Origin of the sequence: Curtobacterium sp. GD1 (assembly GCF_020882855.1) — a bacterium.
Lineage (GTDB): Bacteria > Actinomycetota > Actinomycetes > Actinomycetales > Microbacteriaceae > Curtobacterium.
This window is the reverse complement of sequence record NZ_JAFEVQ010000008.1, coordinates 68977-95208: the sequence shown is the minus strand read 5'-3', so window position 1 is coordinate 95208 and position 26232 is coordinate 68977. Positions and strand designations below refer to the sequence as shown.

26 protein-coding genes are annotated in these 26232 nt (G+C 68.7%); 20 read left to right on the top strand and 6 right to left on the bottom strand.

Features of this window, described 5'->3' with window-relative positions; genetic code table 11:
* Window positions 1-135: 135 nt before the first annotated feature.
* A complete protein-coding gene (locus tag JSX79_RS06305; RefSeq protein WP_229085500.1) occupies window positions 136-1164 on the top strand; it encodes a hypothetical protein in 1029 nt (342 codons plus the stop codon).
* A 1002-nt stretch (window positions 1165-2166) separates the two neighbouring features.
* Here the strand turns inward: JSX79_RS06305 and JSX79_RS06300 are convergent.
* Both JSX79_RS06300 and JSX79_RS06295 read right to left on the bottom strand, forming a co-directional pair.
* Entirely contained in the window at window positions 2167-2592 is a 426-nt protein-coding gene (locus JSX79_RS06300) for a PRC-barrel domain-containing protein (protein ID WP_229085499.1), read from the bottom strand.
* 76 nt (window positions 2593-2668) lie between these two features.
* Window positions 2669-3658, bottom strand: coding sequence for a carboxypeptidase-like regulatory domain-containing protein (locus tag JSX79_RS06295; protein WP_229085498.1), 990 nt, complete (start codon window positions 3656-3658; stop codon window positions 2669-2671).
* A 230-nt stretch (window positions 3659-3888) separates the two neighbouring features.
* On the opposite strand from JSX79_RS06295, the gene JSX79_RS18855 reads away from it, so the two are divergent.
* Window positions 3889-4266: a PLD nuclease N-terminal domain-containing protein gene (locus JSX79_RS18855; protein ID WP_374474967.1), complete on the top strand. Its 378-nt coding sequence runs from the start codon at window positions 3889-3891 to the stop codon at window positions 4264-4266.
* Here the strand turns inward: JSX79_RS18855 and JSX79_RS06290 are convergent.
* Both JSX79_RS06290 and JSX79_RS06285 read right to left on the bottom strand, forming a co-directional pair.
* Window positions 4263-5312, bottom strand: coding sequence for a methionine synthase (locus JSX79_RS06290; RefSeq protein ID WP_229085497.1), 1050 nt, complete (start codon window positions 5310-5312; stop codon window positions 4263-4265). The two genes, JSX79_RS18855 and JSX79_RS06290, sit on opposite strands and share 4 nt — an antisense overlap.
* 20 nt (window positions 5313-5332) lie before the next feature.
* Window positions 5333-6292, bottom strand: coding sequence for a putative oxygenase MesX (locus JSX79_RS06285; RefSeq protein WP_229085496.1), 960 nt, complete (start codon window positions 6290-6292; stop codon window positions 5333-5335).
* Between the two features lie 75 nt (window positions 6293-6367).
* On the opposite strand from JSX79_RS06285, the gene JSX79_RS06280 reads away from it, so the two are divergent.
* The 5 genes from JSX79_RS06280 to JSX79_RS06260 all read left to right on the top strand — a co-directional run bounded on the left by JSX79_RS06280 (window position 6368) and on the right by JSX79_RS06260 (window position 11744).
* Window positions 6368-7312: a LysR family transcriptional regulator gene (locus tag JSX79_RS06280; RefSeq protein ID WP_229085495.1), complete on the top strand. Its 945-nt coding sequence runs from the start codon at window positions 6368-6370 to the stop codon at window positions 7310-7312.
* 133 nt (window positions 7313-7445) lie between these two features.
* On the top strand, window positions 7446-9347 hold the full coding sequence (locus JSX79_RS06275; RefSeq protein WP_229085494.1) for an ABC transporter ATP-binding protein: 1902 nt from the start codon (window positions 7446-7448) through the stop codon (window positions 9345-9347).
* A gap of 75 nt (window positions 9348-9422) precedes the next feature.
* Entirely contained in the window at window positions 9423-9995 is a 573-nt protein-coding gene (locus JSX79_RS06270; protein WP_229085493.1) for a DUF2510 domain-containing protein, read from the top strand.
* Window positions 9996-10018: 23 nt separating this feature from the next.
* Entirely contained in the window at window positions 10019-10510 is a 492-nt protein-coding gene (locus tag JSX79_RS06265) for a GNAT family N-acetyltransferase (protein ID WP_229085492.1), read from the top strand.
* Between the two features lie 121 nt (window positions 10511-10631).
* Window positions 10632-11744 carry a GDSL-type esterase/lipase family protein gene (locus tag JSX79_RS06260; protein ID WP_229085491.1) on the top strand — a complete coding sequence of 371 codons (1113 nt, stop codon included), beginning with the start codon at window positions 10632-10634 and terminating at the stop codon, window positions 11742-11744.
* A gap of 59 nt (window positions 11745-11803) precedes the next feature.
* On the opposite strand, the gene JSX79_RS06255 is transcribed toward JSX79_RS06260, so the two are convergent.
* Both JSX79_RS06255 and JSX79_RS06250 read right to left on the bottom strand, forming a co-directional pair.
* Complete coding sequence (locus JSX79_RS06255) at window positions 11804-13276, bottom strand: glycoside hydrolase family 32 protein (protein WP_229085490.1); 1473 nt, start codon at window positions 13274-13276, stop codon at window positions 11804-11806.
* Window positions 13273-14349 (bottom strand): LacI family DNA-binding transcriptional regulator, encoded by a 1077-nt coding sequence (locus JSX79_RS06250; RefSeq protein ID WP_229085489.1) that lies wholly within the window; start codon window positions 14347-14349, stop codon window positions 13273-13275. The genes JSX79_RS06255 and JSX79_RS06250 overlap by 4 nt, the downstream gene beginning before the upstream one ends.
* 137 nt (window positions 14350-14486) lie before the next feature.
* Between JSX79_RS06250 and JSX79_RS06245 the strand changes: the two genes are divergently transcribed.
* The 13 genes from JSX79_RS06245 to JSX79_RS06190 all read left to right on the top strand — a co-directional run bounded on the left by JSX79_RS06245 (window position 14487) and on the right by JSX79_RS06190 (window position 26222).
* Window positions 14487-15893, top strand: coding sequence for a sugar ABC transporter substrate-binding protein (locus JSX79_RS06245; protein ID WP_229085488.1), 1407 nt, complete (start codon window positions 14487-14489; stop codon window positions 15891-15893).
* Window positions 15893-16840 (top strand): carbohydrate ABC transporter permease, encoded by a 948-nt coding sequence (locus JSX79_RS06240; RefSeq protein ID WP_070417979.1) that lies wholly within the window; start codon window positions 15893-15895, stop codon window positions 16838-16840. The genes JSX79_RS06245 and JSX79_RS06240 overlap by 1 nt, the downstream gene beginning before the upstream one ends.
* Window positions 16837-17745 carry a carbohydrate ABC transporter permease gene (locus JSX79_RS06235; protein ID WP_083295207.1) on the top strand — a complete coding sequence of 303 codons (909 nt, stop codon included), beginning with the start codon at window positions 16837-16839 and terminating at the stop codon, window positions 17743-17745. The genes JSX79_RS06240 and JSX79_RS06235 overlap by 4 nt, the downstream gene beginning before the upstream one ends.
* On the top strand, window positions 17742-19217 hold the full coding sequence (locus JSX79_RS06230; protein WP_229085487.1) for a glycoside hydrolase family 32 protein: 1476 nt from the start codon (window positions 17742-17744) through the stop codon (window positions 19215-19217). The genes JSX79_RS06235 and JSX79_RS06230 overlap by 4 nt, the downstream gene beginning before the upstream one ends.
* A gap of 52 nt (window positions 19218-19269) precedes the next feature.
* On the top strand, window positions 19270-20199 hold the full coding sequence (locus JSX79_RS06225; RefSeq protein WP_229085526.1) for a carbohydrate kinase: 930 nt from the start codon (window positions 19270-19272) through the stop codon (window positions 20197-20199).
* Between the two features lie 63 nt (window positions 20200-20262).
* Window positions 20263-20475, top strand: coding sequence for a twin-arginine translocase TatA/TatE family subunit (locus tag JSX79_RS06220; protein ID WP_229085486.1), 213 nt, complete (start codon window positions 20263-20265; stop codon window positions 20473-20475).
* A 31-nt stretch (window positions 20476-20506) separates the two neighbouring features.
* Window positions 20507-20899 carry a Sec-independent protein translocase TatB gene (locus JSX79_RS06215; protein WP_229085485.1) on the top strand — a complete coding sequence of 131 codons (393 nt, stop codon included), beginning with the start codon at window positions 20507-20509 and terminating at the stop codon, window positions 20897-20899.
* Window positions 20900-20975: 76 nt separating this feature from the next.
* Window positions 20976-21680 carry a hypothetical protein gene (locus tag JSX79_RS06210; RefSeq protein ID WP_229085484.1) on the top strand — a complete coding sequence of 235 codons (705 nt, stop codon included), beginning with the start codon at window positions 20976-20978 and terminating at the stop codon, window positions 21678-21680.
* The gene (locus JSX79_RS18850; RefSeq protein ID WP_374474959.1) at window positions 21637-22242 is read left to right on the top strand and encodes an SdpA family antimicrobial peptide system protein; all 606 of its coding nucleotides are present in this window, start codon (window positions 21637-21639) and stop codon (window positions 22240-22242) included. The genes JSX79_RS06210 and JSX79_RS18850 overlap by 44 nt, the downstream gene beginning before the upstream one ends.
* Window positions 22243-22252: 10 nt before the next feature.
* A complete protein-coding gene (locus JSX79_RS06205; protein ID WP_229085483.1) occupies window positions 22253-23149 on the top strand; it encodes a sporulation-delaying protein SdpB family protein in 897 nt (298 codons plus the stop codon).
* Window positions 23150-23207: 58 nt separating this feature from the next.
* Entirely contained in the window at window positions 23208-23591 is a 384-nt protein-coding gene (locus tag JSX79_RS06200; RefSeq protein ID WP_139219869.1) for a hypothetical protein, read from the top strand.
* A 72-nt stretch (window positions 23592-23663) separates the two neighbouring features.
* Window positions 23664-24725, top strand: a complete 1062-nt coding sequence (locus tag JSX79_RS06195; protein ID WP_229085482.1) for a LacI family DNA-binding transcriptional regulator — start codon at window positions 23664-23666, stop codon at window positions 24723-24725.
* 105 nt (window positions 24726-24830) lie between these two features.
* Complete coding sequence (locus tag JSX79_RS06190; protein ID WP_229085481.1) at window positions 24831-26222, top strand: ABC transporter substrate-binding protein; 1392 nt, start codon at window positions 24831-24833, stop codon at window positions 26220-26222.
* Window positions 26223-26232: the final 10 nt, after the last annotated feature.

Below are 26232 nucleotides of genomic sequence, written 5' to 3'. Positions count from 1 at the left end.
GAGAGCACGGCCACCTCAGGTGGGTCTTCTAAGCGAGTTAGGCGAACGGTCCTTTTTCCAGCGGCGACGTTTGAGGACGCTTTGGAGCTCGCGCGAGAGATCTACACAGCTGGTGGTGGGCAGCCAGTTCGCCGAGTGACCCTATTCGATCAGCTTGGGAAAAGCCCGGACAGTGGAAAAAGTCGGCAGCTGGTTACAAACAGCACGAAGTACGGGCTTTCGCTTGGAAGCTACTCGGCGGAATTCCTTGAATTGACTGACGACGGTCTCGCAGCGGTCAGCGACGAGGCCTCGCCGGCGCGACAGCTTCGCGCTCGATTCAGGTGCGCAGTAGCGAATATCGACGTGTTCAATAAGCTCTACGAGAGCTACTTGAATAATCGCCTTCCTAGTCAAGCGGTCCTCATAGACAAGGCTCGGGAGCTTGGGGTGCCCGAAGGGGACGCGCTTGAATGTGTAGAGACTTTTATCGTAAACACGAAATTCATCGGGGTTCTGCGGTCGGTGGGAGGGGCGGAACGGCTGCTCGGCGTCGATGCGGTCATCGACGACTACCTTCCCAAATCGGGTTCTTCACAACGGTCCGGAATTGTGAAGTCGGATGTGCGAGCCGGTTCTCCGGCGGCCGCTCCTCCCGAGGCGCAGCATAGCGACACGGATGGCGCCGGGTATGATGATGCGTGCTTTTACATCTCACCGATAGGCGACGAGCACAGCGAAGCCCGGCGACACGCCGACCTGTTCATGGGTGCCCTTGTGGAACCAGCCCTCAGTGAGTTTGGATTGAGGCTGGTGCGCGCTGATCAAATAGGTGACGCGGGTATGATTACCGGCCAAATCATCAACCATATCGTGCATTCAAAATTGGTGATTGCTGATCTGTCCTTCCATAACCCCAACGTGTTCTATGAACTGGCGTTGCGGCATGCGGTGCGGCGGCCAATCGTACAGATAAGCCGCCTCGCCGACCGTCTCCCTTTCGATATCGGGCAGATTCGCACAGTAGTGGTTGACACGACGGACATTTACTCCCTGGTTCCGCAGCTCGACTCGCTTCGTGCGCAGATCGGTGCTCAGATCAGAGCTGCGTTGGAGGGTGCTGAGGTGGAGAACCCGCTGAGTATCTTTAGCCCCAACTTCTGGTCGAGCATGCCGCGATCGTGATGATGCCTAATAGCGACTCTGAATCGGGGCCGGGTGCGTTCACCTTACTAAAACGTTGGGGTAGCCTGCCACATCCGGTCTTACTCGTTTCTGGTGCTGGCCTGAGTCTTGTCCTTTTGGTAACCGGCGTGCTTCTCTGGGGTGCCTGGGCGCGTCAACTTGTCCCGTATGCAGTGGTGTGGGGCGATGTCGCGACCTGGGCTCAGGCAGTCGCTGGAACGCTTGGGCTTGGGGCCGCTGCTCTTTCTGTCATATTCGCCGCTCGCGCCATCGAAAGATCGCGACAGAGTGACATTGCGCGGGAAGTCGCTCATAGGGAGCAGGCTCGGCGCAGCGTACTTCTTCGTTCACGGTGGACTCCTGATTACAGCCGGTCATCGAGTAAACCCGGCGATCGTCGGTGTTTCTACGCATACGACTTGGTGAACGCTTCGAGTTACCCAATCTCCAATGCCAAGATCCACATACATTCGGCAGCGGACGGGCCAGATCGCTACTATGAGGACCTTTTCTCCGGGAGTGCTCCCGCTATGGATGAGGTATATCAGGCCGTCGTCATTGGTGCTCTTGCTCCAGGAGAGCGAGCCTCGGGAGTAATCCGCATCGCTAATCAAGATGCAGCGCACAACTGGTGGGGTGGGGAACCGATGGCCAATCCGGATTTCACTTTCACAGACGCTTGGGGTCACCACTGGCGGCGCGGGGGGAATACTTCCGTGCGACAGCCCGGAGCGGACCTCAGCGAAGAGGCGGCGCAATGCATGTGCTGCGGATCCATGCCGGACAAAGTCTCGCTAGGCTGATCGCTTCGACCGTGTCGTACTGCTTCTTGTCGCCCAATGCCGAAAAGCAGTTGCAACCTGGAAGACGACGGACGTAAACCCGGCGATCCTGGCCGCGCTGTCGCCGAACGCGGACGAGAACCACGACTTCTTCTCGGGGTCCGGTCCGGGCCTGGAGGCGTGCATCCAGCCGGCGCGACGGCGTGAGTCTCAGAAGTGCTCACGCAGGAGGCGTCGTGCCCGCACCTTCGGTGTCGTCTGCACCGACCGGGCCGGTACCGGCCTGGTCGAGGTTCTCGTGCGGGTCGCCCATGTCGCCGGTCGCCTTGCCGGCGGGGGAGAGTCCGAAGTGCTTGCGGACGGCGTTCGCCTCGGTGACGGACAGGGTGTTCCCGGCGCCGGGGGAGGGCGCGTCCTTGATCGCGCTCTTCGTGTACCCGACGTGCAGGTCTGTGCCGTCGAAGGTGGCGTCCTCGACTGGGACGAGCGTGTGGTGACTCCCGAGCAGCCCGGTCGTGACGCTGACGAACGCGGCGCTGCCGTCCTTGTCGGAGGGGAACACCTGCGCGACCTTGCCCACCGATGCGCCGTCGCGGTCTCGGACAGGCGCGTTCTCGACCTCGTGGATCTCGTTCTTGGTGATCATGTGAGTACTCAACGCTCCAGGCCTGACCCGTCTGTGTCAGGGATCGTGAAGCGAGCCCGAGGGCCTCACAAGGCACTCAGCGCGAGGCTGTCTCCGAGAACGACCCGCCCGAGAAGTTGTGACCGCCGAACACGACCTTCACCGGGACGGCCTGTAGCCGGTCGGTGACGTACCGGTAGACGCCACCGGGCCGTGCGAGGCAGAGCGATCGTGCGGGGGTTGCGGTTGTTGCCGCCGTGCGCAATTCCACCAGGTACTGCCCGGAAGGGATCTGGAACTGTGCCGTCTGTTCGTTGTCGAGCAGCGTGGAGAATCTGGTCGAGAACGACGCTCCGGTCGTCGCGTTCGTCACGGTGACGCTCGCGCCACTGAGCTGCGCCGACGGCGCCTGGGGAGCCGAGGCGGCGTAGGCGATCAGGTCGTAGTCGCTGTGCGCGTAGTGCCGCGACAGCGTCACCTGCGAAGCCGGGAGCGTGCCGTGCTGCTGGTACACCCGGGTCTTCCAGACCGCGGGCGACGCGGTCCCACTGACGTACGCCTCGATGCGGTACTTCCCGGTGCTGAGTCCGACGAACCGGTACCGGCCGGCGCTGTTGGTCGTCGTGCGGAACACCCGGCCGGTGTCCACGTCCGTTGCGTACATGAGGTGGCCGACAGCGGGTCCTGTGGGGCCGACCACCCCTCCCTGGACGGTGGCGCCGATCACGAGCGGCAGGGTGACAGCGACCGTCGAACCGCTGCGGACCGCGATGCCGGAGCGCAGCGCGGGGGCGTAAGTCCCGGTTCCGTGCGGCGGCAGCTGCCGCGTCCCTACTGTGATGGTGTCCGGTGCGGGAATGCCGGTGAACGTCGCGGTCCCGTCGTTGTCCGTGGTGACTTCACCGACGAGGGCGTCGGTGTTGCTCGCCGCGAGTTCGACGTCCGCCAGGCGGATCGGAGTGCCGTCCGGCGTTGCGAGCTGGACGGTGATCGTTCCCGAGCCGGCAGCAGTCGCGGGCGGTGCGAGCCCGATCAGCGCTCCCGCTGCTAGTGCGACGACCAGTGTCGTCCCCGTGACCGGTCGCATCGCGTTCCCCGATCCTCCGCCACTGGTGCGTTGGCTGGAACTGTACGCGGCTGGCAGACTGTGGGGAAGCGCATCGCGGCGGGCGCGACGCTGGGGTGGTCCTCGCCGAGCGAGCCCGCCACTTCCGGACCGCCATTCCGAGGCGGGACCGGGGTTGCGCATCTGAAGTATCAAGTGGTCAACTGTGAGCTGTGAACCCCCTCGTTCCGACGGGACTGGACGGTGCACTGATGGCCATGTCCCTCGTCGCCCCGTTCCTCGCTCTCGCAGCGTTCATCTCGCTGATCCGATCCGCGTCGTCCTCTGGCTGGCGCCTGCTCGGATGGACCCTGGTCGTCCTTTTCGTCCCAATCATCGGGTCGGCAACGTGGTTCCTCGCCCGGCACCGCGAACGCTCTGTCGAATCCAGGACGGCGGCTCCCGCTCGGAGGAAGAGGTGTCATGAACTGAGGAGAGCACCAACGCGATGGAGGGGTCGGTCCTCGGCCGCGCCTCCAGGGTGGGGAGAGAGTCACGCACGCTGCAGACGCGACACGAACGGCTGCGCTCCTCCTGCTAGAGGAGCGCAGCCGTCTTCCGGGGAGAGCTGCCGTGTGGTGTGTGGCTAGCGCGCGGACGGCACCGCAGCACTGACGAGCTCCGCCCGCACGATGTCCGCACCAGCGGACAGCGCACTGAGCTTCCCCAGCGCCGCACCCCGCGCCAGCGGCGCCATCCCACAGTTCGAGCTCGGGATGAGCTTGTCCGCATCGACGAACTCGAGCGCCCGCCGCAGCACCTCAGCGACCTCGTCCGGAGTCTCGACGACCTCGGTGGCGACGTCGATCGCCCCGAGCATGACCTTCTTCCCCCGGATGAGCTCCACGAGGTCGAGGGGGACGTGGGAGTGGATGCACTCGAGCGACACGATGTCGATCGACGACTGCTGCAGGAGCGGGAACGACTGCTCGTACTGCCGCCACTCCGCCCCGAGCGTCTCCTTCCACTTGTTGTTCGCCTCGATGCCGTACCCGTAGCAGATGTGCACGGCGGTCTCGGCGCGGAGCCCCTCGGTGGCGCGTTCGAGGGCTGCGACGCCCCAGTCCTGCACCTCGTCGTGGAAGACGGTGAAGGCGGGCTCGTCGAACTGGATGATGTCGACGCCGGCGGCCTCGAGCTCCCGCGCTTCCTGGTTGAGGATCGTGGCGAACTCCCACGCCAGCTTCTCGCGAGACTTGTAGTGCTGGTCGGAGAGCGTGTCGATCATGGTCATCGGCCCGGGCAGCGCCCACTTGATCGGCCGGTCGGTCTGCGCGCGGAGGAACTTGGCGTCGTCGACGAACACCGGCGCGGGGCGTCTCACTGCGCCGACGACCGTGGGGACGGCAGCGTCGTAGCGGTCGCGGATCCGGACGGTCTCCTTGCGCTCCTGGTCGATGCCGTCCAGGTGCTCGATGAACGTCGTGACGAAGTGCTGGCGGGTCTGCTCACCGTCGCTGACGATGTCGATCCCGCGGTGCTCCTGCTCGTGCACGGCGGACCGGAGTGCGTCCTGCTTGCCCTCGGTCAGGGCGGCGCCGTCGAGCTGCCAGGGGGACCAGAGGCGCTCGGGCTCGGCGAGCCAGGACGGCTTCGGCAGGCTGCCGACGATCGCGGTGGGGAGGAGAGAACTCATGGAGGTGACGGTCCAGACGGTCAGCGGGCGGGGACGGGCTCGGCAGCGAACTGCGAGAGGAGTGCGCGGTGCGGCGTCACGAGGTGCTCCTCGGTCCACCGGCCCTGGGTGATCCCGAGGCGGCTGCGTTCCTCGCGGTCGTAGGTGACCGGGGTGGGCGTGAAGTCGGTGTGGTCGAGGGTGGGGCGGTACGTGCTGCCGGCCGGGGTGTTCGCGGCGTAGATCTCCGGGCGGTAGATCTTCTGGAACGTCTCCATGGTGGCGATCGTGCCGATGAGCTGGAGGTCCGTGTAGTCCCCGGTCAGGTCGCCGCGCGTGTAGAACGCCAGCGGGGCCGACGCGCCGGCGGGCTGGAAGTACCGGACCCGCATGCCCATCCGGCCGAAGTAGTCGTCGGTGAGGGAGGAGTGCTCGTGCTCGTACTCGGCGCCGAGGACGGGGTGGACGTACCCGGTCCGGCGGTAGGTCTGGCTCGTCGAGACGCTGATGCAGACGACGGGCTCGGCGCTGAAGCCGTCGTGGAACGCCGACGACGAAAGGAACCGCTGGAAGAGGGCCCCGTGCAGCACACCGAAGTCGGACGGCAGGCCCGGCGCCGACGGCAGCAGCACCGAGAAGTCGTAGTCGCGCAGGTACGACGAGAAGTTGTTGCCGAGGATGCCGTGGTGGTGCTCGCCGGTGTGCTGGTCGACGATCGTGACGTCGAGCATCTCGAGCAGCGGGAACTCGGCGTCCGATCCACCGTCGGAGAACTGCAGTGCGGCCGAGACGATGTCGAGCTGCAGGCGGTAGCGATCACCGGCAGCCGAGAGCTCGTTCGCGCGCTCGTCGATCATCGCCAGCGCAGCACGGAGGTTCTCCTGCCGGCGCTCGCCGCGCGCCAGGTTGGCGAAGTTCGTGGTCAGCCGGGAGCTGTCCGACGGGGAGTAGTGCTCGTCGAACCGGGTCCGGGTGATGCTGAAGGTGATCTCGCTCGCCATGATGTGTCGATCATGGCGGGATCCCGAGGCCATCAGGTAATACCGAGACACTATGCGGCGGTATAGCCTCGGCCTATGGCCCGGGTCTCGAACGACATCACCCTGCAGCAGCTCCGGTACTTCATCGAGGTCGCGACCGAGGGCTCGATGAGCGCCGCGGCCGATCTGCTCTACGTGTCGCAGCCGACCATGTCCGCGGCGATGAAGGACCTCGAGACACGGATCGGTCGCCCACTCTTCACCCGTTCGGCCCGGGGTGTCGTGCTCACCGTCGACGGCGTTGAGTTCCTCGGGTACGCCCGGCAGGTCGTCGAGCAGGTCTCCCTGCTCGAGCAGCGGTACGTCGGCAGGCAGGCGTCGCGTCGACTGCTCGGGGTGTCGGCGCAGCACTACTCGTTCGCCGTCGAGGCGTTCGTCCGGATGGTCGAAGCGGCGGCCGCGGACGAGTACGAGTTCTCGCTCCGCGAGACGCGCACCTGGGACATCATCGAGGACGTCCGCACCCTGCGGAGCGAGGTCGGCATCCTCTACCGCAACGACTTCAACAAGCAGGTCCTCGGCAAACTGCTGCGGGACGCCGGTGTCGTGTTCACCCCGCTGTTCGTCGCCCAGCCGCACATCTTCGTCTCCCGGCGGAACCCGATCGCGTCGCGGGAGCGCGCGACCCTCGAGGACCTCGCCGACCTGCCCCGACTCACGTTCGACCAGGGCGCGAACAACTCCTTCTACCTGGCCGAGGAGATCCTGTCGACGATGTCGAGCAAGCGGGAGATCCGGGTCTCGGACCGGGCGACGATCTTCAACCTCATGATCGGCCTCGGTGGGTACACGATCTCGACGGGCCTCATCAGCGATGACCTCGACCCCGAGATCGTCGCCATCCCGCTCGACGTCGACGAACGCATCGAGATCGGGTGGATCTCCCACGCCTCGGTTCCCCTCACCGTGCAGGCGCAGGCGTACCTGGACGAGTTGCGAGCGGTGGTCACGAGCTACGGCGTCGAACCGCTCGCGCGGTGACCAGCCTGGAGGCGCGACCCGCCTCCGTCAGGCGGGTCGCGCCTCCAGGCTCCCGCGACCGGCGCGGGGCGCGACGGACCGCCGTATCCTGGCTGCCGGCCCGCGTCGACTCCGCGGTGCGGAGGGAACTGCCATGAGCATGGAAGGCGCGGCCTGGAGCTCGCTCTACAAGATCTCCACCGCCAAGGACGGCAGGAACGGGTTCTCCCGCGAGTCGCTCCGGCGCATCATGACGTTCGCGACGCCGTACCGCGCCAAGCTCGTGGTCTTCATCGCGCTCTCGATCGTCGGCGCGTTCCTCGCGGTCGCGACTCCGGTGCTCGCCGGCCAGGTGGTCGACGTCATCGCCGCTCGTGGCGCGGTCGGCACGATCGTCTGGCTCGCGGTGGTCATCGCCGTCGTCGCCGTGGCCGACGCTGCCTCGTCGCTCGCGACCCGGTGGTACTCCGCCCGCATCGGTGAAGGGGTGATCCTCGACCTGCGGACCGCGGTGTTCGACCACGTGCAGAAGATGCCGATCGCCTTCTTCACCCGGACCCGGACGGGCGCGCTCGTCAGCCGCCTCAACAACGACGTGATCGGAGCGCAGCAGGCCTTCAGCGGCACGCTGTCCGGCGTGGTCACGAACCTCGTGGCGCTCGTCCTCACCCTCGCCGTGATGCTCAGCACGTCGTGGCTCGTGACGGTGATCGCGGTGCTCATGCTGCCGCTCTTCCTGGTGCCGGCTCGCCGCATGGGTGGTCGACTCGCGGCCCTGCGTCGCGAGGCCGCCGACCACAACTCGGCGATGAGCACGCAGATGACCGAGCGCTTCTCCGCTCCCGGAGCCACCCTCGTCAAGCTCTTCGGTCGGCCGGAGGAGGAGTCCGAGGAGTTCCGCGTCCGTGCGGCGCGCGTCCGGGACATCGGGGTGCGCACCGCGATGCTGCAGTTCGTCTTCGTCACCGCCCTGACGCTCGTCGCGGCCCTCGCCCTCGCGCTCGTGTACGGCCTCGGCGGGGTCCTCGCACTCGGCGGCCAGCTGAACACGGGTGACGTGGTCACGCTCGCGCTCCTCCTCACCCGGCTGTACGTGCCGCTGACCAGCCTCGCGAACGCCCGTGTCGAGATCATGAGCGCGGTCGTCAGCTTCGAGCGGGTGTTCGAGGTCCTCGACCTCGAGCCGCTCATCCAGGAGAAGCCCGGCGCCGTGGCCGTGCCGGACGGTCCGGTCGCGGTGGAGTTCGACGACGTCCGGTTCGCCTACCCCTCGGCGGACCGCGTGTCGCTGGCCTCGCTCGAGGAGGTCTCCACGCTCGACACCCGCGGCGGGGACGAGGTGCTGCACGGCATCTCGTTCCGGATCGAGCCCGGTCAGACCGTCGCGCTCGTCGGGACCTCGGGCGCGGGCAAGTCCACGATCGCGCAGCTGCTCTCGCGGCTCTACGACGTCGACCAGGGCGCCGTCCGGCTCGCCGGCGAGGACGTCCGCGACGTGACCTTCGAGTCCCTCCGGCACACGATGGGCATGGTGACCCAGGACGGGCACCTGTTCCACGAGACCATCCGCTCGAACCTGCGGCTCGCGCGGCCGGACGCCTCCGACGACGAGGTGTGGGACGCGGTCCGCCGCGCGCGCCTCGAGACGCTGATCCGGTCCCTGCCGGACCAGCTCGACACGATGGTGGGGGAGCGCGGCTACCGGCTGTCCGGCGGGGAGCGGCAGCGGATGACGATCGCGAGGCTCCTGCTCGCCCAGCCGCGGGTGGTCATCCTCGACGAGGCCACCGCGGCGCTCGACTCCACCTCGGAGGCCGCGGTGCAGGCTGCGCTCAGCGAGGCGCTCGAGGGACGCACGGCGATGGTGATCGCGCACCGACTCTCCACCATCCGGAGCGCGGACCAGATCCTCGTCGTCGAGGACGGCTCGATCGTGGAGCGCGGGACGCACGGGGAGCTGCTCGCGGCGGGTGGCCGGTACGAGGAACTGCACCGGACGCAGTTCGCGGTGCAGAAGGACGTCGCTCCGGACGAGGTGGGTCCGGCGCGGGCGTAGGTGCACTCGGCCGCCGTGCTGCACTACGGTCGGGTCGGGGGTTCGATGCTCCCGCCGACCCCCGAGGAGCGCACCGTGTCGTCACCGACGCCGCCAGGCTGGTACCCCGACCCGTCCGGTCAGCACGCCACCCGGTGGTGGGACGGCACCCAGTGGACCGTGCAGGTCGGCCCGCCGCCCGCGCAGCTGCCCCGCCAGCGGCTGCCCGAGCACGTGCCGACGGACACCGTGTTCGTCTGGGTCCTCGCGCTGCTCCCGCTGCTCTCCCTCCCCGTCACCTTCCTCTACGAGCCGCAGGTCCGGTACGGCGTCGGTCCGGGAGGCGTCCGGACGGTGGACCCGACCTCCATCTACACCGCCGGGTACTTCCTGCTGCAGGCGTTCTCCGTGCTCCTGTACGCCGCGAACGTCGTGCTCGCGTTCTTCGACCACCGGGTCCTCGGTCGCCGGGGTGTCATCCGGCCGTTCTCGTGGCCGTGGGCGTTCCTGTCGCCGATCGTCTACGTCATCGGCCGGTACGTCGTCGTCCGCAAGGTCGCACCCGGACGGCCCATGTGGCCGCTGTGGATCAGCATCGCCGTCGTCGTCATCGGCATCATCGTCGGGATCGGTCGGGCCGTCGCGGTGTTCCAGCAGCTGCTCCCGTAGTCGTCGCCGGACGAGGACGAGTCGTGCCCTGCACACGAGCGACGAGCGACGACCTGGACGAGTTGCGGACGTTCCTGCTCGAAGCCGACCTGACGGTCGCCGGCCTCGACTCGCCGGCCGTGCGGGTCTGGGTCGAACGCGGACCCGAGGGCGGGATCACCGGCAGCACCGGATTCGAGCTCAGCGCGGACGGCGCGCACGCCCTGATCCGGAGCGTCGCGGTGTCCGGCTCGATGCGGGCGTCCGGGGCCGGTACGCGGCTCGCGCGCTTCGCGCTGGCTGAAGCGGCTCGAGCGGGCGCGGGTCGAGCGTGGTTGTTCTCGCGGCGGTCGGGGCCCTTCTGGCAGAAGCTCGGCTTCACTCCCGCAGACCGCGACGTGCTCGCTTCCGTCCTGCCCGGGACGCAACAGGTGCGCCTCTTCACGTCGACCGGGCAGCTCGGACGCGAGGTCGCGTGGTCACGCGAGCTCGTCAGTGGTGACGTCTCGTTCCGGGTCCGCGAGCGGGGCGCGTAGCATTGCCCGACCCGGCGCTCGGTCGCGGTCCACACCCCAGCGCACGGGAGGCAACGTGAACGGCCCACTGCGGAGCACTGTTCGTGGACGGCGTCGAGGGGGAGCCCGGGTCGTGGCCGGCGTGGCCGTCGCACTCCTGGCGATCGTCGTGTCGGGGTGCTCCACGCAGACGGCCCCGAAGGCCGCCGATCCCCTCGCCACCTGGAACGCGGCCGTGGCCGACCGGGCCGACGAACCCGCGAACTGGGTCGCCCTGGGGGACTCGATCACCGAGGGGCAGGGCGCCTCCGCCCGCTCCACCCGGTGGATGGACCTCACGCTCGACGGGCTCCGCACGGAGTACCCGACGGACGGTGTCACCGGTGGCGCCGGGTACCTCCCGGCACAGTTCGCCGTGTACGGCCCGGACTCGACATGGGGTGACTGGGCGACCGCGAGCACGGGGTCGAGCCAGTTCGACGCCACCGCACCCGACCTCGGCTACCGATCGGTCGCGATGCAGGCAGGTGCTTCGCGCACCTACGCCTTCACGGGCACCGGGATCGACATCTGGTGGGCGCGCTACCCCGGGTCCGGCGACTTCACCTACAGCGTCGACGGAGCCGCACCGGAGACCGTCGCCACGACGGGGAACGCAAGCACGGGCACGACGACGACGGTGGACGGGTTGTCGAGCGGGGAGCACACGGTGACCGTCACCGCTTTCTCGCCGTTCTCCCTGCTGGGGTTCACGATCTACGACGGCGACCGGGGCAAGGGCATCCACCGTTACGACTCCGCCCACTCCGGAGCGACGATCGCGACCTTCACCGAGGACCAGGAGGGCTTCCTGGCAGCGATGCGTCGTGCTGCTCCGGACCTCGTCACGATCACGCTGGGTGGCAACGACGCGTCGAAGCTCACCCCCGAGGAACTCGGGACGCAGTACGTGGCGTTCCTGAAGGCCCTCGCGGCGCTCCCCACGAAGCCCTCGCTGCTCGTGATCGGTGAGTTCGACCCGGCCTCGAGCATGACGGACGGCATGGCGAGCCCGTGGTCGACCTACCTCGCCGAGATCGAGAACGCCGCAGCCAAGGGTGGCGCCGCCTTCGTCGGCCTGGCGGACGCTCTCCCGCAGGCCGACCACTCGGGCACGGGGATCTACTCGACGGACGGCATCCACCCGAACGACTCCGGCCAACGGCGGATCGCGAAGCTCGTGCTCGCCACCCTGGCTGCGCACGAGGACGACTGACGGACTGGAGGCGCGGTGCCAGCTGGCACCGCGCCTCCCGTCCGTCAGTGCGGAGCCCGTCAGCGAGTGCTGACGGTGACCCGGGTCAGCGCGAACGCGCCGTCCTGCGCGAAGAGCGCGAGACGCCCGGACGGGCGGTCGTAGAGGCGCGTGCTCAACGCGACGGAACCGTCGACGACGGCGACGCAGAGGTCGCCGTCGAGGTGCACGTCGATGCGGTGCGGGCCGGGAACGAGGGGGACCGGGCGCTCGAGCTCGACCGCGTGCGGGACGTCACCGAGGATCTGCCACTGCTCACCGCCGGTCGTACCGCGCGGCCACCGATCGAGGACGAGTCGGGAGCGGTCCGGTTCGAGGCGGAGCGCGTAGCCGGCTTCCGCGTCGTCGCTGGTGCGCAGGAGCACGCCGAACGACCGGGTGTCCGGGGCGACGTCGAGCTCGATCGTGACGAGCGCCTCGGCGGGGAGTTCCGGCCCGGTCCAGGATGCGAAGCGGCTCGATGCGCCGTCTCCGACGACCGGTGCTGCGCCGTTCACGGGTGTGAAGACATCGGTGACGTCGACCTCGTTCGCGTACGCCGCTCGGAGCGTCCGGGGGAGGTCGAAGCCCAACGATCCGTCCGCTCGCTGGTGCGCCTGGAGGGTCGCCATGGTGCCGGCCCACTGCCACGCCCCGGCGTCGCGTTCGCCCTCCTTCGTGGCGATCCATCCGACGAAGAAGCGGTCCTCGCCGAGGGCGACGGTCTTCGCAGCGTAGAACGCGCGGCCGTCGACGGTGTCGTCGGCGGGCGCGAGCCACGGTCCGTCGGGCGACGTCGCGACGCGGTAGCGCGTGCAGAACGCGTCGGAGAACTCGGAGTACACGAGGTACCACCAGTCGCCCCACCGGAAGACGTCCGGGCACTCGTGGGCGATGAACCGGTGCGGCGCCCAGATCGGGTCGGCGTCGCGCCAGGTGACGAGGTCGTCCGACTCGAGGCGGGCGACGAGACCGGAGCGGCGGTAGGGCTCGTCCGGGCGGCGGGTCGCGAGGAGCATCTGCCAGGGGCGCTCGGGCGACGGGCGGAAGACGAACGGGTCGCGCCAGTCCTCGGGCGCGTAGCCGGGGAGTGCTGGCAGGTCCCACTCGGGGTGCTTCGTCCAGCGCGTGAGGTCCCCGTCGGAGGTCGCGTGGCAGACGACCTGGACGTCCTTCCGGCCGAGGCCGGTGTCGGTGGTGATGCGCGGGTTGTGGCCGGTGGAGAACAGGTGCAGGAGCCCGGAGTCGTCGCGGACGACGCTGCCCGTGTAGCAGTCGAAGTCGCTGGCGTCGGGTCCGCCCGAGGGGAGCACGCCGCCGTGGTCCTCGAAGGTCACGAAGTCCGTCGTCGAGACCGCGCCCCAGGGCATGCCGGTCGCACGGTCGACGGGTGCCGCGTCCGGCCGTTCGTCGAGCAGGTAGTACAGCCAGGCCCGGTCGTCGGCCGCGAACGGGATGACGTCGCCCACGAAGCCGTTCGGCGGGCGGAAGTGGGTGCTCGGTTCGGCGGTCACTCGGGCTCCTGCGGATCGGTTGCGGGTGCGGGGGCTGGGGCGTCCCGTGGCGTTGCGAGGGAGCTTCGCGGGACGTACTCGCAGGGCACGAGGTGGCGCCCGGGATCGTGCGTCTCGGCGAGCAGGAGCGTGCCGGCGTCGAAGCCCATCTGCTGGTGGGGGAGCGCGACCGTGGTCAGCGGCGGGTGCATCTGGTCGGCGAGGTCGGGCTGGTCGTCGAAGCCGACGATGCTGACGTCCTCCGGGCAGCGGAGCCCGAGGGACTGCGCCGCCATCAGTGCGCCCACGGCCATGCGGTCGTTCCCGCACACGAGGGCCGTCGGCGGGTCGTCGGCGAGGAACTCCATCGCGAGGTCGTAGCCGGAACCCACCTGGTAGGTGCCGTACCGGACGGGGACGGCGTCTGCTCGGAGACCCGCTTCGGCCGCGGCCTCGTCGAACCCGCGCTTGCGCTCGCGGCAGGCGTAGTCGTCCTGCGGACCGCCGAGGAACGCGACGTGGGTGTGCCCGGCGGCGAACACGGCAGCGGCGACGTCGTGGCCACCCTGGAACTCGTCGGCCAGCACGGTGACGGCCGGGGCGCCGTCCGGCGGGAAGCAGTTCACGAAGACCGTCGGCACGCCCTCGACGCCCGACACCGGCGTGACGTCCTCGGGGCCGGGGGCGGCGTAGATCAGGCCGGCGACGCCCTGCTGCACGAGGTTCGCGACGGCCGCAGTGCCGCCGTCGGACGTCTGCGCGGTCTCGACGACGAAGCAGACGTACCCGGCTTCCTGCACGGCCTGCTGCACACCGAGCACGATGTGACCGGCGTAGGGCTGGGAGACGAGCCGGTCCGCGATGACCCCGACCGTGTAGGACCGGTTCGACCGGAGGGACTGCGCGGCACGGTTCGGCTGGAAGTTGAGCGCCTTCGCCGACTCGAGCACGCGGGCCCGGGTGTCCGCGGCGATCGAGACGTCGCGCCGGTCGTTCAGCACGAACGAGACCGTCGGCTGCGAGACGCCGGCATGCCGCGCGACGTCCTTCATCGTGACGCGGTGCGACGGTTCCGTCTGCTTTCGGCTCGCCATCTGTCCTCCTTCGACATGCTCATCATGGCAGAAGCAAATACGTATTGCCTCATCTGGACGACGTGTGTACAGTCAGCGAGCAAATACGTATTGGCTCCGACTCGACGGGGCCACGATCGCTCAGAGAGGAGCGACCCATGGCGAACGGATTCAGCACTCCGATCGACCGACGCTCGCTGTTCAAGTTCGGTGGTGCCGGACTCGCACTGGCCGGCATCGGATCGCTCGCGGCGTGCTCCACCTCCGGCAGCGGCGGTGGCGCGACGGGCACGATCAAGATGCTCTACTTCGGGGAGCAGAGCGCGGCGACCGCACTCCAGAAGGCCATCGAGCCGAAGATCCGGCAGCTCGACAAGACGGCGAAGCTGCAGGTCACGGCCATCAACGGCACCGACTGGAACGACTTCCTGGCGAAGGTGCTCACGCAGATCGCTTCCGGGGACGTGCCCGACATCGTCAGTGTCGCGACCGAGGGGCAGCAGCTGCTCGCCTCGAAGAACCTGCTGACGCCGCTCGACGACCTCGTCACCAAGAACCTGTCCGGGCTGTCGACGTACTTCAAGGGCATCCACCCCTCGCTGGTCGAGTCGACGATGTACCAGGGGCACCTCTACACGCTGCCCGACAGCTTCAACGCCGGCAGCATGTTCTACTCGACGTCGCTGTTCGACAAGGCGGGGCTCTCGCGTCCGGCCGCGAACTGGTCGATGGACGACTTCCACTCGTCGGCGGAGAGCCTGGCCAAGGTCGGCGGCAGCACCTACGCGTTCGACTGGGTCGTGCGGCTCTGGGGCAGCTGGACCTCGTTCCTCTACGCGAACGACGGCAACCTCCTCGAGGAGGGTCGCTACTCCGGCGGCGACTGGCTCTGGGGCAGCAAGGCGTTCGACGGCAACGCCGTGGGCGTGAGTGGCCGCAAGGGCGGCTGGAAGTGGGGCGACCCGACGGCGAACTCCGACGCCGCGGTCGAGGCGCTGCAGTACGTGATCGACCTGCAGAAGTCGGGGGCGTCCCCGTCGCCCGACGTCGGTGGTGGCGGCACGCTGCAGGGCCTCTTCGCGTCCGGGCGCATCGGCATGACGATCGGTGGCGGGTTCTGGGCGGGTGGTCTCCACAACGCGGGCATGAAGGACGGCAGCTTCGACGTCGTGGAGTTCCCGACGTGGAAGAGCAACAAGTCGCTCTTCGGTGCCGGCGGGTACGGCATCTTCGACTCGTCGAAGCAGAAGGACCTGGCGTTCGAGGTCATCAAGCTGATGGTGCAGCCGGAGAGCTTCGACGCGCTCTGGCCCGGCAACGTCACGACACCGGCCCAGAAGTCGCTGCTGACGGCCGATCGGTACAAGACCACGGGGCCGGAGCACTGGTCGGTGTTCTACGACCAGCTCGACAACTCGGTGCCGATCTCCGCACCGCCCTACTACAACGCGCTCGCGACTGCCCTCAACCAGCGCACCACCCAGGCGATCTCGTCCGGCAACGCGAAGAAGGCGCTCGACGGCCTGCAGGCCGACATCGAGAAGGCCGCTGCGCAGGCGTCGTGATGACCGCGACGACAGGATTCCGTTCCCGGCGGGCTGCCGAGGTCGCAGCCCGCCGGCCGGCGGCCAAGCGCGTCCGACGCCGTGAAGCCTCGTTCGGCTACGCGATGATCGGACTGGCGGTGGTCTTCGTCGCCGTCTTCACCTTCATCCCGATCCTCGCGTCGCTCGGGCTCTCCTTCACGTCGTGGGACGTGATCAGCAGCCCGAAGTTCGTCGGCCTGGACAACTACGTGCGGCTGTTCACCGACGGTCCGGTCCTGGCCTCGTTCGGGGTGACCGTCGTGCTGGCGGTCTGCATCGTCGCGTTGCAGATCTCGCTCGGCATGCTGTTGGCGGTGCTGGCGAACAACCGGAAGCGCAACGCCACGCGCGTCTTCTTCCGGACGTCGTTCTACCTGCCGCTGCTCGCGTCGTCCGCGGCGGTGTCGATCTTCATGGGCTACATCTTCGACACCAAGTTCGGGCTCATCAACTACTACCTGAACGAGATCGGGCTCCCGGGCGCGCACTGGCTCAACGACCCGTTCTGGGCGAAGGTCACGGTCGTGCTCGTGGTGGTCTGGCAGCAGGTGGGCTTCACGTTCGTCCTGTTCGTGGCCGCCCTGATGTCCGTGCCGGTCGACGTCCAGGAGGCCGCAGCGATCGACGGAGCCGGGCCGTGGCGCACCCTCTTCCGGATCAAGATCCCGTTGATCAGCCCGACGATCCTCTTCGCCACCGTGATCGCGATGATCAACGCGATGCAACTGTTCGACCAGCCGTTCATCATGACGAAGGGCGGGCCGGGCACCGCGACGACGACCGCGACCATCTCCCTCTACCAGGCCGGCTTCCAGAACCTGCAGTTCGGGTTCGCCTCCGCCATCGCGATCCTGTTGCTCGTCATCATCGGCATCATCACCGGGATCCAGTTCATCGCCGCACGAAAGCTGGTGTTCTACCAATGACGACCACCGACGTCATCAACCCGCTCCACGCGCCGGAGACCGTCGCGCAGCCGAGCGTCGCCCACATCGTCCGTCGTCGCCGACCGGTGGCGAAGGTCGGCAGCGTCATCGGGCTGGTCATCCTGATCATCGCCGCGGTGTTCGCGCTCGGGCCGCTGCTCTGGACCCTGACCACCTCGCTCCGCACCCCGGCCGAGTCGTTCGACAACCCGCCGCAGTGGATCCCGCTCTCGTGGGACTTCAGCAACTACGCGGCCGTGTTCAACCAGATCCCGATCGGCCAGTTCTTCGTGAACAGCGTGCTCGTCACACTGCTCATCGTGGTCGGCCAGACCATCACCTGCACGCTCTCGGGATACGCGTTCGCGATGATCAGCTTCCCGGGGAAGAACACGATCTTCGGGATCTTCCTCGCCACCATGATGGTGCCGATCCAGACGATCATCATCCCGGTGTTCGTCATCCTGAAGGACATGGGACTGACCGGCTCCATCGCCTCGCTCATCGTCCCGGCCCTCGGCAGCGCGTTCGGCACCTTCCTGATGCGGCAGTACTTCATGCAGATGCCGAAGGAGCTCGGTGAGGCGGCGCGCATCGACGGAGCGACGCAGTTCGGCGTCTTCTGGCACGTGTACTCGCGGATGGCCAGCCCGGCGATCGCGACGCTCGCGATCCTGAACTTCTCCGGGTTCTGGGCCGAGTACTACCGGCCGCTGATCTTCCTGAACCAGCAGGACACGTTCACGCTCCCGCTCGGGCTGGTCGGCCTGCAGGGCAACCTCGGCACCGGCTCGATCTCGGTCGTGCTCGCCGGCGTGGTCCTGACGATGATCCCGAGCGTGCTGCTGTTCATCGTCGCCCAGCGGTACTTCATCGAGGGCGTCACGGCGGGGTCGTCACGATGACCGACACGCCCGTGACCGAGGCGCCTTCGGCAGTGGCCCCGCCGGCCGACGCCCGCGCCGTCCCCACCCCGTCCCAGGAAGCAGCACCGACCGTGATCGCACCAGCCGACCACCACCTCCCGCAGTTCCACGTCCGCCTGCCCCGCGGGTACGTCAACGACCCGAACGGCCCGATCGACATCGGCGGGCAGGCCCACCTGTACTTCCAGTCCCGGCCGCGCGTCGACCTCGACGTCCCGGTGGAGTGGGGACACGTGACGAGCCACGACCTCGTGCACTGGACGCTCCACCGTCCGGCGATCGTGCCGGTCCCGGGCGGTGCCGACTCCGGTGGTGCGTGGTCGGGCAACACGGTCCTGCACGACGGGGTCGTCCGCGCCTACTACTCCGGCAAGGTCGACCACAGCCCCTTCCAGTCGGTGCTGCTCGCCGAGTCCACCGACGGCGGAGCCACCTTCGGAGCCCCCGTGCAGGTCGTCGCGGACCCCGGAGCCGACGAATCGATCACGATGTTCCGCGACCCGTTCGTGTGGTCCGACGGAGACGGGTGGTCCATGGCCGTCGGCGCCGCGGACGCCGACCAGGTGGCGTCCGTCCGGCACTACCGCTCGACCGACGGTGTCGACTGGGCGTTCGTCGGCGACCTCGTCGCCATGCCGCGCGCGACGGTGCACGGCATCGACACCGGCGAGGGCTGGGAGTGCCCGCAGATCATCACGATCGACGGCGCCGACGTGGCGATCGTCGCGTCGTGGTCCCACGCGGAGGGGCCCGGCGACGTGCTCGCGGTGCCCCTGACCGGTGACCCGCGGCCCTCCCGGATCGACGACGGGCAGCACTTCTACGCGGCCTCGGTGATGCGGACGGGGTCGTGGGGCCCGGTGCTGTTCGGGTGGATCACCGAGGGCCGGACCCGGGAGTGGACCGAGCAGGCCGGCTGGTCGGGTGCGATCTCCCTGCCGCGCCGCGCGTGGGTCGCGGACGGACGGCTCCTGACCGAGCCCCACCCGGCCCTCGATGCGCTGCGCGTCGGTTCGGCGACGGACGGCCGCGCGGAGACGATCGGTGCCCAGGCCGAGATCGTGCTCCAGGACCCGGTCACCGGCCGCATCCGGGTCCGGTTCTCCGACGCCGAGTTCCTCGACATCGTCGTCGACACCGAGGCGGACACGCTCACCGTCGACCGGTCCTGCGCCAGCACCGACCAGCGCGCGGACCGGCGCCCCGCCGAGATCCGTCATCCGTTCGACGCCGCGGCGGACCGCCCCGCGGTGCGCGTGCTGCTCGACGGTTCCGTGGTCGAGGTCTTCACCAGCGCCGGACGCTCCGTCACGACGCGGGTCTACCCGGTGCAGGCACCGCCGTGGACCGTCGAGGCCCCGGAGGGCGCGTCGTGGTGGCCGCTCGAGTGCTCGGTCACCTCGGTGGCGTCCGCTCCGCGGGCGGTCGTCGCCGGCGCCGGGACTGCCTGATGTCGCTGCGGTACGGCCCCGTCGCCGGTCCGGGAAGGACACGGACGTGTCGATGATCACCGTCGCCGGCGAAGCGCTGGTCGACGTCGTCGGTCAGGGCCGCGAGGTCCCCGGCGGCGGGCCCGCGAACGTTGCGCTCGGCCTGGGGCGGCTCGGCGCCGAGGTCGAGTTCGCGACCTGGCTCGGTGCGGACGAGCGAGGACGGCACATCACGCGGCACCTCGAGGCCTCGGGCGTGCAGCTCGTCGCCGGCGGCTTCGGCGCTGCACGGACGTCATCCGCGACGGTGCTGCTCGGTGCGGACGGGCAGCCCAGCTACGCGTTCGACATCGAGTGGGACCTCCCGCGCCTCCAGCGGACACCGGAGTGGTTGCACGTCGGATCCATCGCCGCGTTCCTCCAGCCGGGGGCAGAGAAGGTGCTCGCTGCGGCCGAACGGACCACGGCCGCCGGTGGGATCGTCTCGTTCGACCCGAACGTCCGCCCCGCCCTGCTCGGCACCCGGTCCGCAGCACGCGCCCGGTTCGAGGAGCTGGCGGCCCTGGCGACCGTGGTGAAGCTCTCCGACGAGGACGCGGCATGGTTCTGGCCCGGGCGTGACACCGACGCGGTGCTCGACGCGGTCATCGCGCTCGGGGCGGAGCTCGCCGTCGTCACCGCCGGGGCATCGGGATCCATCCTGTCCACGGCCTCGGAGCGGGTGACGGTGCCGGGGGAGCGCGCGGCCGTCATCGACACGGTGGGCGCGGGGGACACCTACACCGCGGCGCTCCTCGGGCAGTTGACCCGCTCGCGCCCGTGGCCGGCGGACTCGTCGTCGACGGGCAGTGGCTCGTCGCTGGGGCACCTCGACGGCACCGCGTTGCGGGAGCTGGGTCGGACGTGTTCCATCGCCGCGGCGATCACGGTCGGACGTCGCGGGGCCGACCTGCCGACCATCGACGACGTCCGGCTGGCCTCCGGCCCGAAGGCCGTCCGGTGACCGCGTCGACCGTGCGGACCCACCGACCCTCGTCCACGACCCGAACCCTCGAAGGAGAACACCGTGCTCGGCAACCTCACCGGCATCCACCTGCTCGTCATCCTCGGCATCGTCATCCTGCTCTTCGGCGCCACCACGCTCCCCGCCCTGGCGAAGGGTCTCGGGCAGTCGCTCACGATCTTCCGCCGCGAGGTCCGCGACACTGAGCCGCACGGCACCCCGACCAGCGACTCCGCTCCCGCCGCGACGTCGACCCCGACGACGCCCGTCGAGTGACGACACTGCCTCGAGCTGAGCGGAGCGCACCGTGGACGCCGAGAAGCTGATCGTCATCGGGATCGTCGCCGCGGTCTTCGTCGGACCACACCGCCTCGTCGGTCTCGCGCAGCAGCTGGCCGGGTTCGTCCGACAGCTCCGTCACTGGGCGGAATCCACGAAGGCCCAGGTCGAGGAAGAGATCGGCGTCGAGATCGACTGGTCCGAGCTCGACCCGCGTCGGTACGACCCGCGCCGGATCATCCGTGATGCGCTGACGCACCCGTCGTCAGCGAGCGAGTCGGGGGAGCGGGCGTCAGCGGCGACGCGAGCCGCTGATGCCTCACCCGCTGAAGCCGAGGGTGAGGAGGGCCTCTCCGCGCTGAATCGCGAGGATGCGACGTCACTGCATGCAGGCGGAGCGCGACCGCGTACTGCTTCTTGAGAGGCGGGCCGACCGGCGACGATGCATCACTAGGAAACGCTTGGTACATCGACGGCAATGTACTAGATTTCGCAGCATGACAACGCTGTTCAGTTCCATGAAGGTCGGTGCAGTCCTCGCGGCGACCGGAATCACTGCGAGCCTCCTTTCGGGAGCTCCGCAGCCATCGCAGGGGCAGGGGATCCGTGCGGATCAGGGGGTGCAGCAGCGGAACTGGAGCCCGACTGACGTCCTCGAAGGAGTGCTGTTCGTTCAGGGTGACTTTGGTCGAGCTCTGTTGCGTTCGGGCGCCCTGGGGCCGCTGTCGCACGAGCAGCGAGCTGCGGTGGACGTCGCGATGTCGGATCCGGGAGCGCGTCAGGTGGCACGCAGAGCATCGGCCGAGCTGCAAGCCCGGTCGCCGCAGTCGGTCAAGTCGTTGATGAGCGCCCTGGATCGGAAGGATCCGATCGCCTTCGACGCGGCCATGACGAAAGTCGGTGAGGAACTCCTCCGCACACGGACGATGTCGGAGATGAGCTCTGAGGTTCCGGCGAGCACCTACGTCCCCGGTGAAGACAAGGAAGGCAGAGCGGTGCTCGTGGTCGTTGTGGCAGGTGCCGTCCTCGTCGTGGCGGTCGTCGCTGTCGGAATCGGAGTGCTGGCGCTTGCCTCGACTGTTGCTGTGGGGTCGACGAAGGTTGCGGGCCAGAACGCTTTTCGGCGTGCGTCCGGGTCGAACGCGCGTGCACAGTCGGATGCCCTGGCAGCGGCTGCGATCCGTGTTCACGCCGGTAGCTGAGGGTCCGCAGCGGCAAGCGAGTGTGGTGCTCCTCCTCGGAGGCCTTTTCGTGTCCGTCGTCCTCATCGCGTACCTCGTTGCCATGCGGGTGGGGCCGACTGCAGCTGTTCAACTCCCCGCGCAAGGCGAGGCGAACGGGGTCCTCTCTCGAGTGCTACCGCAGGGCTGGGCGTTCTTCACGAAGCCGACCCTCTCGGCCACTCCGATCGGATTGAAGCGAGTCGATGGCGATTGGGCTGTCGTTGCGGGAGTGTCGAACGCGCAGCTTCGATTCGTTGCTGGCCTCAGTCGCGAGGGCCGTCGGCAAGGGGTCGAGATGGCGTCGATCCTGAATGGGGTTCCGGAATCGTCTTGGCAACAGTGCGAGGGGCGTTCGCCGGTGGCGTGCACGAAGGGTCACGGCCTCGTGCCGGTGTCGAACACACTCAGAGCGCCGACCCTCTGCGGGCATGTGGTGCTGGCGGGCGTGAAGCCGATCCCCTGGCAGTGGCGGGGGCTCGTACCGGGAGGGACGTACGTGGACGAGGCCATCGCACTCGAGGTCAGCTGTGCGCATCCCTAGGTCGGGTGCCGTGCCCGTTCCGGTGCCGTGGGGCGCAAGCCTGTCCATTGCGCGTTCGCTCCTGTTCGCCGGCGTGGCGCTCACCCTGCTCGTGAACCCCGTGACCGTGCTGTTCACCACGAGCTCCGTACAGCCCGTTGCTCCGGTGTGCGATGCGTACAACGCTTGGACGCTGTTCTGCATCGCGAACGACTCGCTCGATCTCGCGCGAGTGATCGCGGCCGTCGCGCTCATCCTCTGCGCAACAGGTTTCGTTCCTTGGCTGACGGCCGTCCCGGGTGCATTCCTCGTTCTGAGCTTCGCCATGACGACGACCCTCGGTGACGGAGGGGATCAGCTGTACGGAATCCTTGCGCTCCTGCTCGTCCCAGTCTCGATAACGGATTGGCGGCTGAGTTCCTGGCGTCCCGTCATCGACCGCAGATTCGAGGAACAGAGAGCGGCCATCGCCGTCGTCGGCTGGTTCATGATCCGTGCGCAGATCTTCATCGTGTACCTCGAGGCTGCTGTCGGGAAGCTTGCCGTTCCGGAGTGGGCGAACGGTACGGCGATGTACTACTGGCTCCGAAGTCCGACGTTCGGGCCGGGTGAGCTCCTGGCGCCATTCGTGCAGTTCGCGACCTCCGTTCCCGTGATCGCTGCCCTTGCCACGTTTGGGACGATCGCCCTTGAATTCCTCTTGGCCATCGGACCCCTGATCGCAGCGCGAGCACGTCCTGCGCTCCTCTTCCTCGGGCTCGGGCTCCATGGCGCGATCGCCCTCCTCATGGGTATCACCTCGTTCTCGATCGTCATGGCCGCAGCGCTGTTCCTGCACCTGGCCCCGATCAACGGGGCGTTCCCCGCGCTGCGAACGGGACGAGGTGATCTCCTTGCCCCGCAACGATTGGCGGAAGCCCGTGCATGACGTCGTCGTGGCACCGTTCTCCGTCCGGATGCTCGGCGGTGCAGTGGGGCTCCTCGGAGTGGTCATCGTCGTGGGGAACATCGTCGTGGGCTTCGATGCGCTCGTGGTCGTCGTCGGTGCCGTGGGGATCGCAGCTGGCCTGTCGGTGCTTGCCGCGCGCGTGTCCACCCGTGTCGAGCGCGGCATCGTCACGGTGTGGTTCGTTCCGTGGCTCCGCGTGCGTGTGCCGGTGTCCGAAGTACGAGCGGTGTCGATCGAACGGGTCGACCCGCGGCGCTACGGCGGCGTCGGGATCGCTCGGCACGGCGGCGGACGGGTGCTCTGCGTGTCAGCGGGACGGGGTGTCCGGTTCTCCTGCCGGCTCGGGACGATCCTCGTCCAGTGCCAGACACCCGAGGAAGTCGCGGGTGCCTTGATGCACGATGAACCCTTGACTACGTAGACAACGCCGTGGTTACCTGTCTCCCACACCCGATCCCCCTCGGGCCCGAGGCAGCAGCGAAGGAGCTGGCACATGAGCGACACCGCCCCCGTCCGCCGCCTGCGCCCCGCCTCGATGACCGACGTCGCCGCCCTCGCCGGTGTCTCCCAGAAGACCGTCTCCCGCGTGGTGAACGACGAGCCCCACGTCACCGAGGCCGTGCGCGCCAAGGTCGAGGCCGCGATCGCCGAGCTCGGGTTCCGCCCGAACGCCGCCGCCCGCTCCCTCAAGTCCCAGCGCTCCCGCCGCGTCGGCCTCATCACCATCGGCACGAACCTGTACGGCCCGACGGCGATGCTCACCGGCGTCGAGCAGGCCTGCCGCACGAACGGCTACAGCCTCGCCGTGGTCCGAACGGTGACCGCGACCGCCGAGGAGCTCCAGCCCGCGGTGGACTCCCTCATCGGCCAGGACGTCGAAGCGATCGTCTTCTCCGAGCCGGTCGACAACCAGATGGACCAGCTCCGCATGCCCTCGGGCGTGACCGTCCTGACGCTCGGGCCGCCCGACGTCGCCGACCGTGAGAACACCCTCGCGGTCGGCCTCGACGAGACCGGTGCCGCCTTCGCTGCGACCGACCACCTGCTGGCCCTCGGTCACGAGACCGTGTGGCACATCGCCGGCCCCGGGAACTGGACCTCGAGCCAGCGCCGGGAGACCGGTTGGCGCGCGGCCCTGCAGGATGCGGGCGTCGCCGAGCACGAACCGGTCGAGGGGGACTGGTCGCCGCAGAGCGGCCACGACGCGATGCGCGCGCTCCTCACCCGACCCGACGTGACCGCGGTGTTCGTGGCGAACGACCAGATGGCGATCGGCGCGATGTCCGCGATCCAGCAGGCGGGTCTGTCTGTCCCGGGCGACATCAGCATCGTCGGCTTCGACGACATGCCGATCGCGGCGTTCCTGCCGGTGCCCCTCACCACCATCCGCCAGGACTTCGACGAGGCCACCCGTCTCGCGATGCACCGCCTGTTCCGGACGCTCGACGGCCACCCGCCGGCCGAGCGGCACCGGATGCTCCCCGGCCAGCTCATCACGCGCGCCACCAGCGCGCCGCCGTCACCGGAGCGGCGTCACCTCCGCCCCGCCGACTGAACACCGGACGGGAGGCGCGGCTTGCCGCCGTCCCGTGAGTGAGCGCTCACGCGCGCTCGCCTCCACACCCGCACCCACCTCGACGACGACGTCAGGAGACGACACGTGACCCCAGTACCACCGCGACCCGGCACGACCGCCGCAGCCGCGCCTCCCGATCGGAACGCGAGCCGGGGACCCAGCCGACGCGACCTGCTCCGGTGGGGCGCCGCTGCCGGCGGGGCCTTCGCGCTCAGCGGCCTGCTGGCCGCCTGCTCACCGCAGTCGACCGCGGCCGTCCGCTCCGGACGCGCCGACCTGGCGTTCTGGACGCACGACCCCGGCTACGAGAAGTTCTTCACCCAGGCGCTGCCGGTCGCCGACCGGAAGTCCGACTTCCGGTTCGCGCTCGACATCACCACGATCGCGGCGGCCGACATCCCGACGAAGCTCATCGCCCAGGCGGTCGCGGGCACGGGCACACCGGACGTCGCGGGACTCGAGATCGGAGCGTTCTGCCGGATGCTCCGCGGCGACATCGCGAAGGAGCTGCTGAGCGACCTGTCGCCGTCGGTGGCCGCGCAGCAGGACGACCTGATCGCCGCACGACTGACGCCGTTCTCGAAGGACGGACACCTCTACGCGCTCGACTCGGACACCCCGCTCTGCGTGTACTACCACCGTGCCGACCGGTTCGAGGCCCTCGGCATCCCCGACGACCTGACGACGTGGGAGGAGTACATGGACCTCGGGGCGAAGCTCAACAAGAGCAAGGGCGTCTCGCTGCACGCGGTCGCGGTCACCGACCCGGGCGGCACGCTGCAGAGCTACCAGATCCTGCTGCTCCAGCGCGGCGGCGACCTGTACGACGAGGACGGCGGCATCGCCATCCAGACCCCGGAGGCCGAGCGCACCCTGCAGTTCCTCGTCGACGGCGTGCAGTCCGGAGCGATCGCCACGGTCGCGGACATGTACGGGCCGAGCCTGCAGTCCGGGCTGAAGGGCGGCACGATCCTGGCGGTCGACATGCCCTCCTGGTACGCCAGCTACGGCATCAAACCGAACGTCCCCGAGCAGAAGGGGAAGTGGCGCGTCCGGAACCTGCCCCGGTTCGCCGGTGGCGGCAGCACGACGAGCGTCGGCGGCGGGACCGGGTTCGCTGTGCTCCGCGACAAGCCCCTCACGAAGGCGGGGATCGACCTCGTGCTCGCGGCGTACCTCGACCCGGACCAGCAGGTGAAGCGGTACCAGGACCTCGGGTACCTGCCGACCCTGCGCTCGGTCTACGACGACCCGCGTCTCGCCGCGATGAGCGACCCGTACTTCGGCGGGCAGCAGCTGTTCGGCGTCTACAAGTCCGTCGTCGACGACGTCCCGTCGCAGCACCAGAGCGCCGACGCAGCGATCCTGCAGACCGTCCTGAGCGGCTACATCATCAAGGCCTACAAGGGCCAGATCTCCCCGAAGCAGGCGCTCGACGCCGCTGCGGCCGACTTCCGCGGCCAGACCCGCGCCTGAGGAGGACGAC